Origin of the sequence: Nocardia cerradoensis NBRC 101014, from assembly GCF_000308535.1 — a bacterium.
Lineage (GTDB): Bacteria > Actinomycetota > Actinomycetes > Mycobacteriales > Mycobacteriaceae > Nocardia > Nocardia cerradoensis.
In genome coordinates this window covers 1-18,160 of record NZ_BAFW01000388.1, presented here as the reverse complement: position 1 = coordinate 18,160, position 18,160 = coordinate 1, and the positions used below count along the sequence as shown (strand labels likewise).

Here is an 18,160-nt window from a genome sequence, read left to right as displayed (position 1 = left end):
CGAACGCCGTGGACAACCAGTGCGAGGTCAACGTGGGATCACCACCACCAGGCTATGCGGGTGCGGCCGACCGTTCCGGCGTCAGCAGGCCCAGCCGCTGTTCGGTCTCGGTGCCCGGCCGCGGGTTGTACAGCACCAGATGCAGATCGGGATGGTCCGCGACGATCAGCGTGGTGGTGTCGAAGTACAGGTCGCCCGCGTCCGGATGGCGCACGGCGTGTACCGCCTGCGTCGGGGCCCCCACGTCGTGGCGTGCCCACAATTCGGCGAATTCGGTACTGACCGTGGAGAGTTCGGTGATCACCCGGCCGAATTCGGGCTCGCCCTGCGCCGCGTCGGCGCGATAGGCGGCGACGACCGCCGGTGCGGCGGCGGTCCAGTGCAGATGCATCTCCCGGTAGCTCGCGTTGGTGAAGAACGAGACGAGGCAGTTGTAGTCGGCGCAGTCGTAGCCGAAGGCCGTGCGCGCGCCGTCGTTGACGGCCAGGATGTTCCAGTACCGGTCACGCAGCACCGCGGGCCGCGGCGACCACACCGTCAGCAGATGTCGCAGTTCCTCGGTGACCCGCGCGTCCCGATTCCCCACGGCCCGAGGCGGATTCATCCCCGCCAGTACATACAGGTGGGCGTGCTCCCAATCGGTCAATCGCAGTGCTCTCGCGACCGCGTCGAGCACGTCGGCCGACACCGTGATATCGCGCCCCTGTTCGAGCCAGGTGTACCAGGACACGCCGACCCCGGCGAGCTGTGCGACCTCCTCGCGCCGTAGTCCCGGTGTGCGGCGTCGTCCGGACGGCGCGAGCCCGACCTCGGCGGGGGTGAGCCGTTCCCGGCGACTGCGGAGGAATTCGCGCAGCTGTTCCCTGCGCCGGTGCGCGTCGTTGGTCATGAGAAACAGTAACAACGCGCACCGGCTCGGCGACGCTACGGCGCCCCGAGCGCTCACGCAGTGCGCATGTCGAGGTTTCGCATCGTGACCAACGCTGTCGCGCACAATGTTTCGCTACCGTGATGGACGCCGAAGACGTCGGCGGCCGCGACGGTGATCGCCTTGCCGGGCTTCAGCACGCGTCCGCGGGCCACCAGATGCTCACCTCGCGCCGGTGCGAGCAGTTTGACGGTGTAGTCGACCGTCATGTTCACCCAGCCGGCCGGTAGCAGCGTGCCCGCCGCGGATCCGCCCGCGAAGTCCGCGAGCGATCCGATCACACCGCCCTGGAAGTTGCCGTTGTGCTCGGTCAACTCCGTGCGATACGGCTGGACGAGCTCCACCTCGCCGCGCTCCACGCGGCGGAACGAGAACCCCAGGTGCCGCGCCGCCGGCATGCTGAGGACGACGGCCTGCACGAGCTGTGCGAACTCCGGATTCTCGGCCTGCTGCCCACTCATCACTCGGTTCCTCTCGGGGCGCTCCCCAACGCTCTGCGGCCGGAATCGGGGAGATGCCGGCAACGACATTCATCACTCTAATTTAAACTTGACGTCAACTTCAAGTTCTGGCGTCTGCGAGGTCGCTGTCCGGAGCGTGCGGGCCGGTGATGACGTCATCATCGAAGAGGTGCGGCCCGGTCACCGCTGATCCGACGACATACGCGCCGCAGGGCCGGAGACGTCCGGGAATGTGCCGTGCCGCAACGGTATCGGCCGCCACGCAACGGCGACCGATCTGTCCTTCCCGGCGGCTATCGGCCTACCACAGCCAGCCGTGGAAACCGTCGTAGTTACCCCAGCCGAACCAGCACTGCGGGTACAGCCAGTTGAAGCCCCAATTGCAGGGAATTCCGTACCAGCCGGTGTCATGGGCCACCTGAACCGCCGGGGCTCCGGCCGGCTGTTCCGCCAGAGCCGGCGCGGCAGGCAGTATCGGCGCGACCGCGATGGCGGTCACCATGAGCACGCGCGCCGCGGTTCGATGCACTGTCCCCATCATGTCGATCACTCTCCGTATTGCGCGCTGTGCGCACGCGATCCACAGGATTCTCGTGCCCCGACTCGTAACGTGGACCGTCCCTTCGATTGAACGCCGTTCCCGCGGCCGACTCAACGGTTCGAACCCATTTCAGATCATTTTCCGGAACTCTGGGGACCCGCGCACATCATCGGGACCCTAGGTCACGATCCGCAGCGGGTGCTCGACCAGTTCCCTCAGCTGGGCGAGGAATTGCGCGGCGACGGCGCCGTCGATGGCGCGGTGGTCGGCGGACATGGTGACGTGCAAGACTTTTCGGCTCACGACCTCGTCGCCGTCGAGTCGCAGTTCGTCGGTGGCGGCGCCGATCGCGAGGATGGCGGCTTCGGGCGGATTGATGACGGCGGTGAAGTGCTCGATGCCGTACATGCCGAGGTTGGAGAGGGTGAAGGTGCCGCCGGTCATCTCCTCGGCGCGGAGCTTGCGGTCGCGTGCGCGTTCGGCCTTGTCGCGGGTTTCGGCGGCGATGGCCGACACCGTTTTGCGGTCGGCGTCGCGAATGACCGGGACAAGCAAGCCGGCGGGGGTGGCGACGGCGACGCCGAGGTGAATGCCGTGGTGGCGGCGCAGGGTGTCACCGGCGAAGGAGACGTTGACCGCGGGGTTCGCGCGCAGTGTCGTGGCGACGGCTTTGACGAGCAGATCGTTGACGCTGACCTTGCCGGCCCCGGTGTCGGCGAGTGTCTCGTTGATCCGGGTGCGGAAGGCGAGGAGTTCGGTGACGTCGATGGCGCTGGTCAGGTAGATGTGTGGCGCCTGCTGTTTGCTCTCGGTGAGGCGAGTGGCGGAGACGCGCTGGATGCCGGTCAGCGGGATTTCGTCGTAGTCGCCGGTGGCCGGGGTGGCCGGTTCCGTGTGTTCCGGCGCGGCGGTCGTTTGCGCAGTGTCGGGAGTTCTTGTCGCGTGGGCGTTTTCGACGTCGAGACGGGTGATGCGCCCGCCGGGGCCGGTTCCGGTGACGGTCGTGATTTCGACACCGAGCTCCTGTGCGATCTTGCGTGCCAGCGGCGAGGATTTGTGCCGGACGGCGTCGGCGGCGGACTGGGGGGCCGGCTCTTGCGGCTGCTCGGTGTGCGGCTGTGCCGATGCGGTCTCGGCCTGCTGAACAGTCGAAGACAGTGTGGGTGCGGCAGCGGTCCCACTGCCGTCGCCGAGAATGGCGATGGGTTCGCCGATCGGCACGCGGGTTCCGGGTGCGGCGATGATGCGTTCGAGGATGCCGTCGTCGTAGGCCTCGAGTTCCATCAGGGCCTTGTCGGTTTCGATTTCGGCGAGCACTTCGCCGCGGGTGACGGTGTCACCGACCTGTTTGAGCCAGCTTGCGACGACGCCGTCTTCCATGGTGTCGGACAGGCGGGGCATGGTGATGTCGGACAACGATCTTCCTCTCAGCGTCGCTTGCCCACGGCCGCAAGGGTTTCGACGGCGGCGGTGTAGAGCGATTCGACGGACGGCAGTGCCAGCTTCTCCAGCGGCTTGGCGTAGGGGAGCGGCACTTCGGCCATGGCGACGCGGCGTACGGGGGCGTCGAGGTAGTCGAAGGCGCCGTCGGAGATCGAGGCCGCGATTTCGGCGCCGATGCCGTAGGTGAGCCAGTCGTCCTCGCCGATGACCGCACACCCGGTGGTGCGGACCGAGTGGACGAGGGTGTCGCGGTCGAGCGGTCGCAGGCTGCGCAGGTCGATCACCTCGGCGGAAATGCCCTCGGCGGCAAGCTTGTCCGCGACCTGGGTGCAGACCGTGGCCATGCGGGAGTAGCCGATCAGCGTGATGTCGGTGCCCTTGCGAGTGACGGCGGCCTTGCCGATCTGCGCGGGCGAAAGATCCTCCGGCACTTCGCCTTTGGTGTTGTACAGTGACAGGTTCTCCAGGAACAGCACCGGATCGTCGTCGTCGATGGCGGCCTTGAGCAGGGCGCGGGCGTCGGCGGGAGTACTGGGCGCGACGACTTTGAGTCCGGGCACGAACGCGTAATAGAGCTCGATGTTCTGGGAGTGGGTGGCGCCGAGTTGTTGTCCGCCGCCGCCGGGGGTGCGGATGACCATCGGCACGCTGGTCTGCCCGCCGAACATGCCGTAGATCTTGGCGGCGTGATTGACGATCTGATCCAGCGCGAGCAGCGAGAAGTTGATCGTCATGATCTCCACGACCGGGCGCAAGCCCAGCATGGCGGCGCCGATGGCCGCGCCGACGAACCCTTCCTCCGCGATCGGGGTGTCGCGAACGCGTTTGTCGCCGAATTCGTTCAGCAGTCCGGCGGTGATCTTGTAGGAGCCTTCGAAGACGCCGATCTCCTCACCGATGAGGAAGATGTCGTCGTCGCGGCGCATTTCCTCGCGCAGGGTCTCGCGCAGCGCTTCGCGGTAGGTCATGACAGGCACGGGGGGTCCTCAGGCGGTGAAGAGCGGGTCGCCGGGCAGGCGGCGGGAATCGCCGGGCACCGGGGTGGCGTAGGTGTAGTCGAACAGGCTCGACGGCTGCGGATGCGGACTGGTGTCGGCGAACTCGACGGCGGCCGCGACCTCGGCGAGTATCTCCGCGTCCAGGGCGGCGGCCGAATCCTCGCTGAGCACACCGGCTTTCAGCAGGGCGGTCTGCCATCGGGCGATCGGGTCGTTGTCGCGAGCGGCTGAGACGGCTTCACCGGTGCGGTATTTCGCGGGATCGACCACCGAGTGGCCTTTGAGACGGTGGCTGACGGCTTCCAGCAGCGCCGGCTTGCCTTCGCGGCGTGCGGCCTCGATCAGCTCGCTCGCCACCTCGCGGACGGCGAGGACATCGGTGCCGTCGACGCGTTCGCCGCACATGCGGTAGGCGGCGGCGCGTTTCCACAGATCCGGTTCGGCGGAGGACTTCTCGACGGTGGTGCCCATGCCGGTCTGGTTGTTGACCACCAGGAAGACGATCGGCAGATTCCACAGCGCGGCCAGGTTGAGCGATTCGTGGAAGGCGCCGATATTCGTTGTGCCCTCACCCATTTGGCAGACGACGACGTCATCGCCACCGCGGTAGTCGATCGCCAGGGCCGCGCCGACGGCGAGCGGTACCTGGCCGCCGACGATGGCGTAGCCGCCGAGCAGCCGGGTCTGGGTGTCGTACATGTGCATCGATCCGCCCCAGCCTTTGGAGGTGCCGGTGGAGCGGCCGTACAGTTCGGCCATGACCCGGCCGGGTTCGATGCCCTTGGTCAGGGCGTAACCGTGTTCCCGATAGTTGGTGAACAGATAGTCGGTGGGCCGCATCGCCGCGCCCAGGCCGACCACGGTGGCCTCCTCGCCGAGGTTGAGGTGGCAGTAGCCGCCGATCTTGGCCTGCTGATAGCTCTGCGCGGTGCGCTCCTCGAATCGGCGCACGAACAGCATGTCGCGATACAGCTTCCGCAGTGTGCCGGGGTCCTCGGCCGCCACACGGGCGTCGAATGATGGTGTCTGCGAGGCGGTTCGGGCGTCCGGTAGCGATTCGCTCGACGCGATCCCGGTCGACTCGGCGGTCACGGCCGCTCGTTTGGATGCGCGCCGGGTCGACGTGCGCGTGGCCTTCGGTGGGGTTGTGGTAGTCACGGTGGTGCTCCTCAACGTGAACGCGGCGCGGTGTGGACCGGCAGGCCGAGCCCGGTCAGGGCTGCTTCCATACCGATCTCGCCGAGCGTGGGGTGGGCGTGGATGGTGTCGGCGAGTTCGTCGAGCGTCGCTTCGAGCGACATCGCCAGCGCCCCTTCGGCAATCAGGTCGCTCGCCGAGGGGCCGATGATGTGCACGCCGAGCACTTCCCGATGGCGTGCCCCGGCCACGATCTTGCAGAAGCCGTGGGTATCGCCGAGCGCTTGGGCTCGCCCGAGTGCGGCGAACGGGAATTTCGCGGTGATCACCTCGTGGCCGCCGGCGCGAGCCGCGTCCTCGGTCAGGCCGACGCTCGCGATCTCCGGATGGGTGAACGTCGCCGCGGGGATGACGGTGTAATCGATGTGCGTGTCGTGACCGGCGATGACGTCGGCGGCGGCGAGCCCCTGATGGGAGGCCACATGGGCCAGCAGCGCCTTGCCGGTGACATCGCCGATGGCGTAGACGTGTTCGACCGTGGTCCGCAGGCGGTCGTCGACCGGGATGAAACCTCGTGCGTCGGTCTCGATTCCGGCGTATTTCAGGTCGAGGTCGGCGGTGTTCGGCCGCCGTCCCACACCGACGAGCACGACGTCGGCCGCGATCGTCCGAGGCGTCGCGCCGTTCACGTCGACCTCCAGCGCATCGCCGGTCCGGTCGATGCCGGTGACGGTGCAACCGGTCAGGACGGTGATGCCGCGCTCGGTGAACGAGCGGCCCAGTGCGGCGCCGATCTCGGTGTCCTCCGCGGGAACCAGCCGGTCCCGCATCTCCACGACGGTCACCTCGGCGCCGAAGGCGGCGAACAGGCCGGCCCATTCGACGCCGACCGCGCTGCCGCCGATGACGACCAGCCGCCGCGGTACCTCGGTCAACCCGAACGCGCCGTCGGAGGTGATCACACCGGGCAGGTCGGCGCCCGGCACGGGCAGGAGCGCGGGCACCGACCCGGTGGCGACGATCACGTCGGTGGCCGTCACGGTTCGCGTCGGGGTGCCGGTCGGGGCGGCCGCGTAGCGGGGACCGTCCGGGAAGACCGGCGAGGGACCCGGCTCGAATACCTCGACCGTGGTCGGTCCGGTGAAACGGGCATGTCCCTCGATCACGGTGACGCCGTTGGCCCGTAGGAGCCCGGCCACGCCGCCGGTGAGTGTGCCGACGATTCCGTCCTTGCGCCGGCGGACGGCCGCGAAGTCGAACCGCACGTTGTCTGCCTGCACACCGAAATCGGCTGCGGCGCCCAGTGTTTGGAATACCTCCGCCGAGCGCAGCATGGCCTTGGTGGGGATGCAGCCCCAGTTCAGGCACACCCCGCCCGGGCGTTCCTTCTCCACCACGGCGACGTGCAGTCCGCGCTGGGCCGCGCGGATCGCCGCGACGTACCCGCCCGGCCCGCCGCCGATGATCAAGAGATCGAATTCCGGCACTTGTGGTGCTCCTCGTCCTGAATCGCGTGACCCGAATCCGGTTGCGGTGTGGGTCATCAGGTGTGGAGTCTTATCCGCGTACGGACACCGGACAATTCCCGGCAAGCCCAGGTTTTGCGACCCGGAATTGGGCGCTGCGCCCAATATCGCTTGCGGCTACGGTGCGGGAAACGTTCAGCCGGCGGGGTGATCGAGCAGGTCGCGGGCGGTGAGCGCGAGGGTGAGTTCGAATTGGTGGCGCCGGCCTTCCAATGGCCGCCCGAGCAGCGTCGCGGCGCGCTGGAGCCGGTTGATGACGGTGTTGCGATGGCAGTGCAACAGCGGTGCGGCGTGCGCGGCCGAGCAGTTCTCGGCCAGCCAGACCGTCAGTGTGCGCAGCAGGATGTCGCGCTCTCTGGCGGGCAGCGCCAGAATCGGGCCCAAGCACCGTTGGACCAATCGCTGCGCCAGATCGGGCGCGCGCACCAGCAGGGCTTCCGGGTAGCGATCGTCCAGCAGTGTGAGGGTGGCTTCGCGGTCTCGCGGCGCGGTATCGAGTGCCAGCGTGGCGAGTGCGTGGGCGACGTCGATCTCGGCCAATCCGTCGACCGCCGGGGACAGCCCCGCGCGTCCGAGAACGAGCGGGCCCAGCAGCTCCGCCACCTGCTGCGGCGAATGCTGTTCCAGCGCGACGATGCCGACCGTGTGGTCGCCCCGATCGTGGCGGACCGAACGAATCCCCATGGCCGCCAACGCACTTTCGGTGCCCAGCCGCAGCGGCTGCGGTTCCCCGCGAGCGACGACCACCAGATAGTCGCCACCGGCGGGGAGGTCGAGTTCCCGCGCCGCATACGCCGCGAAGGCGGCGTCGCGACCACGCCCGGAGAGGACATCTTCGATCAGGGCGTGGCGGCGGCGCTCGTCGCGTCGGACCCGGTCGAGTTCGGCGCCGCGATAGGAGGTCACCAGCGCCGAGGACATCCCGTCGACAACCGCCCACATCGCGGTCCCGATTTCACGGAAATCGGCAGGTGACATATCGCCGGCCCGATCCATCAGCGCTTCCCACACGATGCGCCCGCCCAGGCGGAAGGTGCGCTGCATGGCCTCGAGCGGAACACCCTGCGCGGCGCGCTGCCGGCCGATCGCGGCGGCCACATCGTCGCGCTCGGCGCCGGCCCCCTTCGCCGCGAGCAACTCCAGCACCCGCGTCAGGAATCGCCGGCATCCCTCCTGCAGGTCGGTTCTGCTCACCGCCGAATAGTCGGTCCACTCCGGATTGTCGGTGAACACCGCCGCCATGAGCCGGGCGGTGAGCTCGGCGATATCGCTCCCGCACGCCCTCGCCAACTCCGCGGAGTCGGGCACTTGTTCGGGGATTTCTGCGGGCGCCACGACGGCCACAGTACGTCGAGCGGCGATGCGCACAGGACGCCGACCGGTCGGCGCGGTGCCGGTTTCGGCCGCTGGGTGTGAGGTAGCACCGGCCGTCGTGACCGCTTGGCGGTGCCCGCCGGGGGTATATCGGCGCCATGACTGGAGCTGCTCGTTTTCGGTTTCCGCGCCGATGGAACCAGATCGAGGAATCTCGCCGCGGGATCGTGCTGGCCTGGCTGGCGTTCACCGTCACTTTCGGTGGCGCCCGGCTGGTGACCTGGCTGATTCATATCGACACCAGCAACGTCGGCGATGTATCCACCGGCGGAACTCATCTGCACCATTACCTGTGGGGGCTGGTGCTGCTGGCCGGTGTCGCCATCTTCGGCATGGTCGATCGCAGTCCCCGGGCGCGCACCTGGATGGGTTTGGCGCTGGGGATCGCGCTGGCGCTGATCGTGGATGAGGCAGCGCTGCTGATCACGCTCGAAGATGTGTACTGGCACAGGGACGGCTGGTCGAGCATTGCCATCGCGTTGAGTCTGATCGGCGTCGTCGGGACCGGACTTGCGCTGACCCGCAACCGTATTCACGACGACGCGGAGGACGACGAGGACGATGCCGAGCACCGTCCGGCGGCTCGACGCGCACCGTAGTCGCGACCGGAACGCACGGCGAATTCCGCCTTCGTCGTCGACGCGGTCACGGCGGCCGGACATGAGGTCCGGTGGGCGGATCCCGCCGAGATCCCCGGTCGCCGCCGTTTCCGCACCGCCGATCCGGTGGGCAACCGCCTGGAATTCCTGGCCGGCTGATCACGGTCGGAACAGAGCCTGAGCTGAGGCCTTCGCGCCGACAGCCGGTTACCGGTTGCCGCGCAGGTCGTTACGGCATGCCGCCGTCGGAGCGGAGGATCGATCCGGTGGTGTAACTGGAGGCGTCGGAAGCGAGAAATAATGCGGCTCCGACGATTTCGCTGGGATGGCCGATGCGTTGCAGGGCATGGGCGGCGAACGGATTGTCGTCGGGTCCCAGGTTGTCGAGATACCATCCGGCGGTGGCGTCGGTGCGGTAGGGGCCGGCCATCAGGGTATTGACTCGGACGGCCGGGCCGAATGCCAGGGCGAGGCCTTCGGTCATGGCATTGAGTCCCGCCTTGGCCGCGGCATAGGGCACGATCGACGGGCGCGGCCGGATGGAACCGGTGGAACTGACGTTGACGATGGATCCGCGGCCCGCCGCCACCATGCGCTCCCCGAGAAGTGCCGACAATCGAAAGGGCCCTTTGAGATTCAGGGCGATGATGGCGTCGAACAGCTTCTCGCTCACCGACGGCAGATCGTCGTAGACCGGTTGCATCCCGGCGTTGTTGATGAGGACATCGACCTTGCCGAACCGGTCGTAGCAGGCGTCGACCAACCCGTCGAGCTGGTCCCAGCGGCCGATGTGCACGCCGTAGGGCATGGCGGCGCGTCCGGTTTCGTGTGCGATCTCGTCGGCGGTGGCCACGCAATTGTCGTAGTTGCGGCTGGCGATGATCACATCGGCACCACAGCGCGCGGCGGCGAAGGCCATCTCGCGCCCCAGTCCGCGGCTGCCGCCGGTGACCAGAACCACCGTGCCGGTCAGATCGAACAGCTGGTCGGCATATCCCACCGCGTCACCTCGACAGCCACAGATCGGCGGGCGCGCAGGGCAATCCCACTTCTTTGAGCGTCGAGATGCCGGCGGGCGCTCGGGCGACGTCGAATACGGCATTCACCGCGGGCATCGCGGTCATGGTGTCCCATTCGTGATTTCCCCAGCTGTCCGGCGGGACGAACCTGATCCGGGTCCGCACCTCGGGTTCTCCTTCGATGACGATGTGATAGTGGTCGTCGTCGAATTCCCAGCTCTCATTGAGCTTTTCGGTCAGATACCAGGCGACGTTCGACCGGACGACGGATTTCTCGCCGACTGTGCCGGCCCATCCGCCGCGCACCGCGGCAATGGTGTCCTTCTCGATGCGGATCCAGCCCAGATCCACCGTTTCGGCGGCGGTCGCGTATTCGATGGAGAAATCCATATCGTCGAATTCGTAGCCGAGGGCCACGCCCATGCGTCGCACCGAATCACGGAATGTGCTCATCCACAGTTTCGCGATCTCGATCAGCTCCGGGGTGGCCTCGGGCCGTGAAATTCCCAGGGCCTGCCATGTTTCCGCGGATTCGTAGACCGAGACATCGGCCGATTCGAAGATCGAAATCGATCGGATGTCACGGCACACCGCGGTCAATGCGGTGGTCACGGCATTGACCCAGCCGGGATTGATGCCGGTGATATGCAGCGAGCTGTTCCCGCGTTCACAGGCGGCGGCGAGTTTCCGCTCCGTCTCGCCCTGAATTCCGCCGACGTTGAGGAACAGGTTGGTGCTGATGACGTCGAGGCCGCTCGCGAGCAGCCGCGTCGCATGGTCGAGGTCGGCCATGAACGGCGTGTAGATGACGGTGTCCGCGTCGAGCGCGAGCAGCGCGTCGATATCGGCGGTGGCGAGCACTCCCGTATCGGGCCGCCCGCACAGCCTGCCCGCATCCACTCCGACCTTGTCGTCGGAATAGGCGTAGACACCGGCCAACTCGAGTCGCGGATCGTCGAGAATCCCTCGCAGACTGAGCTTTCCGACCTTCCCGGTGGTCCATTGAATGACGCGCACGTGATCGACCTTTCGAGCTGCCGGTGGTGTCGGCCGGATGAGAATGCAATTCTCGTATACGAAAATTAGCATCACACACACGGTCGGACAAGGTCCGGCAGGCTCTCGACGGCGGAGCGAGGGGTACCTGCACTGCGTGCTCGCCGCCGGTGATGCAAGGTCAGCGTGGTCGAGACGACACCTCGGCCGGGTGGGCGCGGGTCAGTTCCGTCAGCGCGGACTGGAGGTCGTCGACGATTTCGGCGGTGTGGGGGGCGGGTATGTCCTGCCAGCCGGGGCCTGCCAGCAGGACGCGGGCGCCGCGGTCGGCGCACGTACGCACGGCCGAGAGGAGGGCGGTCGATTCCTGCTGTGACCACAGCACCGCTACCGAGTCCGGCGCGCTGCGATCGAGGGCGTCGCCGAGGGCGGGGGTGGGGACGTTGGGGCCGAGCATGGTGGCCGGGACGTCGCGCTCGGCGAGGGCCGCGCGCAGGACCTCGAGTGGCAGGGAGTGTGCTTCACCGCTGGTGCAGGCGAGCAGTACCGGGGTGGCGGGTGCGTCGGCCGGTGGTGGGACCGCGCGGTGCAGTGCCGCCGTAATGCACCAGGACAGTAGGTGTTCGACGTCGATGCATCCGATGCCCTCCCCTTGCCGTTGGACGATCTCGGCGAAGGCCGGGCGGCACAGCCGATCCCAGGTATCCACCACGCCGAAGGCGCGAATGTGGGCGAGCAGCAACGACTGCAGTGTGGTGGGGTCGGAGGCGAAGGCGGCTTCGAGCAGTGACGCGTGGTCTCCGGCGACCGGCAGTGGTCCGCGCACGGACTCGGCGGCCCGCGCCGGACTCGATCCGCCTCGGACGAGTACGACCATGCGCTCGAGCCGGGCGATATCGGCCTCGGAGTAGAGGCGGTGGCGACCGCGCCGATGTTGCGAGGGGCCGATGCCGTAGCGCTGATTCCAGCTGCGCAGGGTCGCGGTGGGGATGCCGATGCGCTCCGCGACGGTGCGTACCGAGAATCCGGTCGCGTCGTTGTCGGGAGGCGAGACATCGGACATGACGATCATTCTGCCTTTCGCGGGCATGGGCGCCACAACGTCACGGTGCAGGGGCACCCGCGCGGTGCGGGCGATGCGTGCGGGTGCCTCCAGTATGCATCGATTACGCATCGATTGCTGTAGGATCGTCCGTGTCGTCGAACCCATGCTCATCGAACAGAGGAGTCGCAGGTGCTCGAACATCGTTCGCAGGTAGACCGGCCCGGTGGCTTCGACGGGAAGGTGGCGGGCACGCTGACCGGCGCCCTGCGTCGCATGACCGCGTTCGCTGCGACAGCGATGCGCCCGGCTCGGCTGGCGGGTGTCGCCGTCTCGGCGGCGGTCGTGTTCTGCGCCGTCGCGGCGCCCGCCGGTGCGAGTCCGGCGGCGGGTCCGGCTCCCGTTCCCGCGCTGGATCTGAGCCGTTACGTCGGAACCTGGTACCAGGTCGCCGCAGTTCCTCAGTATTTCAATCTCGTCTGCGCCCGCGATACGCGCGCCGAGTACGCGGCGCTGCCGAACGGTGATGTGTCGGTGCACAACTCGTGCACCACGTGGTCGGGTGCGGGCAACGAGATCCAGGGGGCGGCGCGGGTGGTCGATCCGGTGACGGGAGCACAGTTGCGCGTGGCGTTCCCGGGCGTGCCGACGCAGGAAAGCCTGGACGGTCCGCCCAACTATGTCGTGACCGCACTCGGGCCGGACTACTCCTGGGCGCTCGTCACAGACCCCTACCGGATCTCCGGATTCGTGCTCTCCCGCACGCCCGCACTGGATGCGGATCAGTGGAACCACGTCGTCGCGGCGATCGTGGCGGCCGGTGAGCAGCCCTGCCTGTACCTGACCTCGCCGGTGACCGGTGGGCGCGGCGATATCACCCCGTTGTGCCGGCTGTGAGCCCGGCTCGGTGCGTACCGGCCATGGCGAGTTCGGTGAGTGGAGGTGAGTGGCGATGGGTGTGGCGGTAGCTCTGTTCACCCGTGATCTGCGGGTGCACGACAATCCGATGCTGACCGCGGCGCAGCGTGCCGGCGATGCGGTGGTTCCACTGTTCGTCCTCGACGAATCGTTGGTCACCGGCTCGGCGGCCGCACCCAACCGGGTGCGATTCCTCGCCGCGGCGCTGGACGAACTCGACGACGAATTGCGGACGCGCGGTGGGCATCTCGTTCTACGGCGCGGCGCCGTGGTCGACGAGGTCGAACGGATCGTCGCCCAGACGCAGGCGGAGTCGGTCCACCTCGCGGCCGAAGTCAGCTACTACGGCAAACGACGCGAAGCGGCCCTGCGTGACAGGCTCGAGTCCCGCGGTTGCCAGGTGCATACGCACGCGGCGACCGTGACCAGCGTGGACCTCGATGCGATCGAGCCGAGCACCGGACGCGATCATTTCGCGGTGTTCACGCCGTACTTCCGGCGCTGGGAAAGCGCTCGCCATCGGCGTCCGCTGCCGCCGCCCGAAAATCTCGAGGTGCCGTGGCTGGACGGCGAACAACCGGGTCTCGACGAACTCCGCACGGTGCGGACCTCACCGAATCTGCGTGTCGGCGGCGAGACCACCGGGCGAAAGATGTTGCGCCGCTGGCTGTCCGATCCGGTCACCGCGTATGACGAGGCCAATGACGATCTCGCCGCCGACGCCACCTCCCACCTGTCGCCGTACCTGCATTTCGGATGCCTGTCCGCCGCGGAGGTGGTGTCGCGCCTGGACATGTCGGACCCGGGTGCGCACAGTTTCGCGCGGCAATTGGCCTGGCGCGACTTCCACCATCAGGTGCTGGCGGCCCGGCCCGCGGCGGCCTGGTCCGATTACCGCTCGGGTCCGGTCGAGATCCGTAAGGATGAGCAGGCTTTCGACGCGTGGACACACGGTCGCACCGGTTTCCCGATCGTCGACGCGCCGATGCGCCAACTACGTGACGAAGGGTGGATGCCGGGACGCGCGCGGCTGATCACCGCATCGTTCCTGGCCAAAACCCTGCGGCTGGATTGGCGAAGCGGCGCAGCCCATTTCCGGTACTGGCTGGTCGACGGTGATGTCGCGAACAACCAGATGAATTGGCAGTGGGTCGCGGGCACCGGAACCGACACCCGCCCCAATCGCACGCTCAATCCGCTGCGGCAGGCGCATCGTTTCGATCCGGAGGGTGAGTACGTTCGCCGCTGGCTGCCCGAACTCGCCCACCTGTCCGGCGCGGCGGTGCACCGCCCGTGGCGCGAGGACATGGACGAAGCGACCTATCCGGCGCCGATCGCGGAAGTGCCCGGCATGTAATCGATGCGGTGATCAGGAGACGGTATGCGATGTGTGGTGTTCGGTGCGACCGGCTACATCGGTGGCCGGTTGGTGCCCGAGCTACTGGCCGCGGGCCACCAGGTGCGAGTGCTGGCCCGCACCCCGGCCAAACTCGACGACGCCGCCTGGCGCGACAGCGTGGAAGTCCTGCGCGGTGATGTGCTCCGCGCCGAGGATGTGGCGGCGGCCTGCGCCGAGGCGGATGTGCTCTACTACCTGGTGCATTCGCTGACGCGAACGGACTTCGACGATGTCGACCGACGCGCGGCGACACTGGTCGCCGAGCAGGCGGCCCGCGCGGGGGTACGCCGGATCGTGTATCTGGGCGGCATCGTTCCGCCCGGTCAGCGACTGTCGCGGCACCTGTCCTCCCGCGCCGAGGTCGGGCGAATTCTGCTCGCGGGATCGGTTCCGGCGATAGCGATGCAGGCCGCCGTGATCATCGGATCCGGTTCGGCCAGTTTCGAAATGCTGCGGTATCTCACCGAACGGCTGCCGGTGATGGTCACGCCGCGCTGGGTGCGCAACCGCATCCAGCCGATCGCGGTGCGTGATGTGCTGTACTACCTGACGCGGGCAGCCCAACTACCGCCGGATGTGCGCGGCGCCTTCGATATCGGAGGCCCCGATGTGCTCACCTACGAACAGATGATGCGTGACTACGCCGAAGTGGCGCGGCTGCCCCGGCGCGTGATCGTCCCGGTCCCGGTGCTCACCCCGTGGCTGTCGGCACAATGGGTCAATCTCGTCACCCCGGTGCCCAAGGCGATCGCGGTGCCGCTGATGGAATCGCTGGTCAATGACGTGGTCTGCGAAGACCACGCGATCGCCGAGCACATCCCCGACCCGGCGCGCGGATTGATCGGCTACCGCACCGCGGTCGAACTGGCGTTGACGCGCATCCGCGACCTCGACGTCCCCACCCGCTGGTCGGATGCCGACCAGCTCGGTCGTGAACCGTCGTCCCCGTTGCCCACCGATCCCGTGTGGTCGGGCGGTTCCCTCTATGTCGATGTGCGAGAACGCCACACGCGCGCCGATCCGGCGACACTGTGGGCGGTGATCGAATCCATCGGCGGCGAATACGGCTGGTATTCGTTTCCGCTGGCGTGGTCGTTGCGCGGCTGGATCGACCGGCTGGCCGGCGGCGCCGGACTACGCCGGGGGAGACGGGATCCGCATCGGCTGCACGCCGGCGAGGCGCTGGACTGGTGGCGAGTGGAACGCATCGAACGCCCGCGCACCCTCGTGTTGCGCGCGGAAATGCGAGTGCCGGGACGGGCGTGGCTGGAGCTGAGCGTGGACACCGATGCGCGGGGCACGGTCTACCGGCAGCGGGCCGTATTCGACCCGCACGGCCTGGCCGGTCACCTGTACTGGAAGGCGATCGCTCCCTTCCACGCGCTCATCTTCGGCGGAATGACCCGCAACATCACCGGAGCGGCCGAAGAGGCTGTGTCCCAGTCGGTTTCATAACACCGGCCACGCGACTCCGAGACCAGACGGCAGCGGCGAGACCGCGGGTTCCCACCGCGGCCCGTCGCGGAATACCGACGCGGGCACGATGAACGAAGATGTCGAAGTCCAGGCTTTCGATGCGATCGAGGATTTCCGAATAGAGGGTGAGCGCGGCGGCGACGCATGGGCGCGACCGTGGATCGAGCAGGGCGATCCCGGCACGGGCGTAGTCGTAGATGCCGCGAGTGTGGGCATGCTGGGCGATCAGAGCGCGCCGGACGCGGGGGTCGGTGCGGCGGTGCGCCTGGCACCACAGCAGCAGGTCTCGGTCGACGCCGTGGACGGCCAGTTCGTCCGCCGGCAGATACACCCGGTCCCGGACCAGGTCCTCGTCCACATCGCGCAGAAAGTTGGTCAGCTGGAAAGCTTTTCCGAGCGCGGCGGCGTAGGGGGCGGCCTCGTCCACCGGGCACACCGTGCCCAGCACCGGCAGCACCTGCAATCCGATGACTTCGGCGGAACCGTAGACGTAGCGGTCCAGCGCGCGCCGATCCGGATAGTCGGTGACGGTGAGATCCATGCGCATCGACTCCAGGAACGAGTCGAACAGCGACGTGGGGATGCGGTAGGAGTGTGCCGTGTGCAGGACGGCCGGGAGGACCGCGTCGGCATCGGCGTTCTCGGTGGTGAACTGCGCGGCCAGCGCGTCCAGTCGCGCCGCGCGTTCGGTGACCGGGCGGCTCGGGTCGATGTCGTCGAGGATGTCGTCGGCGCGGCGGGCGAAGCCGTAGAGCGCGTGGATCGCCGGACGCTGATCCGGGGCGAGCAACCGGGTGGCGAGGAAGAAGGTCTTGCCGTGGCGCGCGTTGAGCGTCCGGCAGGCGCGATAGGACCGCCGCAGCTGTGTATCGGTGCGGCCGTTGTCGAGGAAAGCGATGGGGGACATGAGTTTCCGATCAGCGGGCGATGGCGGCGGTCGGTGTGGAAAGAGCAGCCTCGGGTCGGCGTGCGGGCCGTGGCGCAGAAATCGGCCCGGTGACGCGGTCCGCGGCGAGCCGTCCGGAGATCAGGACGGGCGGTATGCCCACGCCGGGGACGGTGCTGCCACCGGCCAGCACCACGTTCTCGAGACCGCGAATCATATTGGCCGGGCGGAAAGGACCGGTCTGAGTGACGGTGTGCGCCAAGGCGAACGGGCTGCCGGCGAGCATGCCGCGCCGAGCCCAGTCGGCGGGCGTGGTGATGTGGAGCAACCGCGGATCCGACACCGGGAACGGCAGACGATCCCGGACGGTGGTCAGGATCTCCTCGGCGTAGGCGGGACCGAAGCGGTCCCAATTGATCGGTCCCCGGACGAGATTCGGTACCGGAGCGAGGATGTAGAGCAGGTCGCGACCGGGTGGGGCGAGGCTCGGATCTGCCGCGGTGGGCCGGGTGAGCAACAGCGACGGATCGGTCATGACGCTGCCGCGGGCGATGATGTCGTCGAAGGCCTCGTCCCAGGCGCGGCCGAAGAGCAGATGATGGTGGGCCGCCCGGGGCATCGCCTCGCAGCCCACGTGCAATACGACCGCGGACGGTGCCGCCGTGGGGCGCAGCGGGCGGCGCGGGGTGTGGCCGGTCAACCGGTAGGCCTCGGACAACTCGGTGGTCAGCACGACCGCATCGCACGGGATGCGCTCGCCGGACGAGGTGACGACCGTGCCGATCCGGGATCCACTGCGGTCCAGGCCCGTCACGGCGGTGCCGTAGCGAATCTCCACGCCAGCGTCGAGTGCGGCCGCGGCGAGCGCGTCGGGCAGTGCTCGCATACCGCCGCGCGGGAACCAGACACCGGCGATCGTGTCCATATAGGCGATCACCGCGTACGCGGCTATCGCCCGGCTGGGCGCGACGCCGGCGTACAGGGACTGAAAGGTGAACAGGCGCCGCAATTCCGGATCGTCGATGTGCCGGGCGACCGCGCGGTCCCAGCGGCGGAATCCGCCCATCGCCGCCAGTCGCGCCAGCGAGGGACGCAGCGCCGACAGCGGTGAATCGAAATTCGCCGCGATGAACGAGTCGAATTCGGTCCGGTAGAGCCGGGTCAGCCAGGCGCGCAGTCGCCGGTATCCCGCCGCCGGCCCCGGCCCGGCGAACTCGGTGATCGCGGCGGCCATGCGATCGGCGTCGCTGTGGACCTCGAGGTGACGCCCGTCGGCGAAGTGGGCTCGATAGGCCGGATCCACCGGCATCAGCGACAGGCGATTGTCCATCCGCTCACCGACCGCGGCGAACGTCTCCTCGACCAGATGCGGCATGGTCAGCACGGTCGGACCCGTGTCGAGGCGGTAGCCGTCCAC

The 18,160-nt window shown here is 68.1% G+C and carries 17 protein-coding genes; 4 read left to right on the top strand and 13 right to left on the bottom strand.

Annotated features, from left to right (window positions below; all coding sequences use genetic code 11):
* Positions 1-52: 52 nt before the first annotated feature.
* The 8 genes from ON23_RS35030 to ON23_RS34995 all read right to left on the bottom strand — a co-directional run bounded on the left by ON23_RS35030 (position 53) and on the right by ON23_RS34995 (position 8,369).
* The gene (locus tag ON23_RS35030) at positions 53-889 is read right to left on the bottom strand and encodes a helix-turn-helix transcriptional regulator (protein WP_039784158.1); all 837 of its coding nucleotides are present in this window, start codon (positions 887-889) and stop codon (positions 53-55) included.
* A 53-nt stretch (positions 890-942) separates the two neighbouring features.
* A complete protein-coding gene (locus ON23_RS35025; RefSeq protein ID WP_039784156.1) occupies positions 943-1,389 on the bottom strand; it encodes a PaaI family thioesterase in 447 nt (148 codons plus the stop codon).
* A gap of 301 nt (positions 1,390-1,690) precedes the next feature.
* Positions 1,691-1,918 (bottom strand): hypothetical protein, encoded by a 228-nt coding sequence (locus ON23_RS35020; RefSeq protein WP_157170386.1) that lies wholly within the window; start codon positions 1,916-1,918, stop codon positions 1,691-1,693.
* A 189-nt stretch (positions 1,919-2,107) separates the two neighbouring features.
* Positions 2,108-3,346, bottom strand: a complete 1,239-nt coding sequence (locus tag ON23_RS35015; RefSeq protein ID WP_174376543.1) for a dihydrolipoamide acetyltransferase family protein — start codon at positions 3,344-3,346, stop codon at positions 2,108-2,110.
* An 11-nt stretch (positions 3,347-3,357) separates the two neighbouring features.
* Positions 3,358-4,341, bottom strand: a complete 984-nt coding sequence (locus ON23_RS35010) for an alpha-ketoacid dehydrogenase subunit beta (RefSeq protein WP_210743613.1) — start codon at positions 4,339-4,341, stop codon at positions 3,358-3,360.
* An 18-nt stretch (positions 4,342-4,359) separates the two neighbouring features.
* Positions 4,360-5,529, bottom strand: coding sequence for a pyruvate dehydrogenase (acetyl-transferring) E1 component subunit alpha (gene pdhA, locus ON23_RS35005; protein WP_083904437.1), 1,170 nt, complete (start codon positions 5,527-5,529; stop codon positions 4,360-4,362).
* Between the two features lie 11 nt (positions 5,530-5,540).
* On the bottom strand, positions 5,541-6,995 hold the full coding sequence (lpdA, locus tag ON23_RS35000; protein ID WP_039784147.1) for a dihydrolipoyl dehydrogenase: 1,455 nt from the start codon (positions 6,993-6,995) through the stop codon (positions 5,541-5,543).
* A gap of 174 nt (positions 6,996-7,169) precedes the next feature.
* Positions 7,170-8,369, bottom strand: a complete 1,200-nt coding sequence (locus tag ON23_RS34995) for a PucR family transcriptional regulator (protein ID WP_039784144.1) — start codon at positions 8,367-8,369, stop codon at positions 7,170-7,172.
* Between the two features lie 137 nt (positions 8,370-8,506).
* Here ON23_RS34995 and ON23_RS34990 point away from each other — a divergent pair, with 137 nt between their 5' ends.
* Positions 8,507-9,007: a hypothetical protein gene (locus ON23_RS34990; RefSeq protein ID WP_051043777.1), complete on the top strand. Its 501-nt coding sequence runs from the start codon at positions 8,507-8,509 to the stop codon at positions 9,005-9,007.
* A 229-nt stretch (positions 9,008-9,236) separates the two neighbouring features.
* On the opposite strand, the gene ON23_RS34985 is transcribed toward ON23_RS34990, so the two are convergent.
* The 3 genes from ON23_RS34985 to ON23_RS34975 form a co-directional block, all read right to left on the bottom strand.
* Complete coding sequence (locus ON23_RS34985; RefSeq protein ID WP_039784142.1) at positions 9,237-10,007, bottom strand: SDR family NAD(P)-dependent oxidoreductase; 771 nt, start codon at positions 10,005-10,007, stop codon at positions 9,237-9,239.
* 4 nt (positions 10,008-10,011) lie between these two features.
* Positions 10,012-11,043: an NAD(P)H-dependent amine dehydrogenase family protein gene (locus ON23_RS34980; RefSeq protein WP_039784140.1), complete on the bottom strand. Its 1,032-nt coding sequence runs from the start codon at positions 11,041-11,043 to the stop codon at positions 10,012-10,014.
* 160 nt (positions 11,044-11,203) lie between these two features.
* The gene (locus tag ON23_RS34975) at positions 11,204-12,085 is read right to left on the bottom strand and encodes a MerR family transcriptional regulator (protein WP_051043817.1); all 882 of its coding nucleotides are present in this window, start codon (positions 12,083-12,085) and stop codon (positions 11,204-11,206) included.
* A gap of 255 nt (positions 12,086-12,340) precedes the next feature.
* Between ON23_RS34975 and ON23_RS34970 the strand changes: the two genes are divergently transcribed.
* From ON23_RS34970 to ON23_RS34960, 3 genes are read left to right on the top strand one after another with little or no spacing between them, the layout of a single operon-like run.
* Positions 12,341-12,961: a lipocalin family protein gene (locus ON23_RS34970; RefSeq protein ID WP_373282280.1), complete on the top strand. Its 621-nt coding sequence runs from the start codon at positions 12,341-12,343 to the stop codon at positions 12,959-12,961.
* Between the two features lie 55 nt (positions 12,962-13,016).
* Complete coding sequence (locus ON23_RS34965; RefSeq protein ID WP_039784138.1) at positions 13,017-14,339, top strand: cryptochrome/photolyase family protein; 1,323 nt, start codon at positions 13,017-13,019, stop codon at positions 14,337-14,339.
* A 24-nt stretch (positions 14,340-14,363) separates the two neighbouring features.
* On the top strand, positions 14,364-15,836 hold the full coding sequence (locus ON23_RS34960; protein ID WP_039784136.1) for an SDR family oxidoreductase: 1,473 nt from the start codon (positions 14,364-14,366) through the stop codon (positions 15,834-15,836).
* Here ON23_RS34960 and ON23_RS34955 read toward each other — a convergent pair.
* Positions 15,793-16,764: a phytoene/squalene synthase family protein gene (locus ON23_RS34955; RefSeq protein WP_039784134.1), complete on the bottom strand. Its 972-nt coding sequence runs from the start codon at positions 16,762-16,764 to the stop codon at positions 15,793-15,795. The genes ON23_RS34960 and ON23_RS34955 overlap by 44 nt on opposite strands.
* Positions 16,765-16,774: 10 nt before the next feature.
* A partial coding sequence (gene crtI / locus ON23_RS34950; protein ID WP_039784131.1) for a phytoene desaturase family protein occupies positions 16,775-18,160 on the bottom strand: 1,386 nt, incomplete at its 5' end.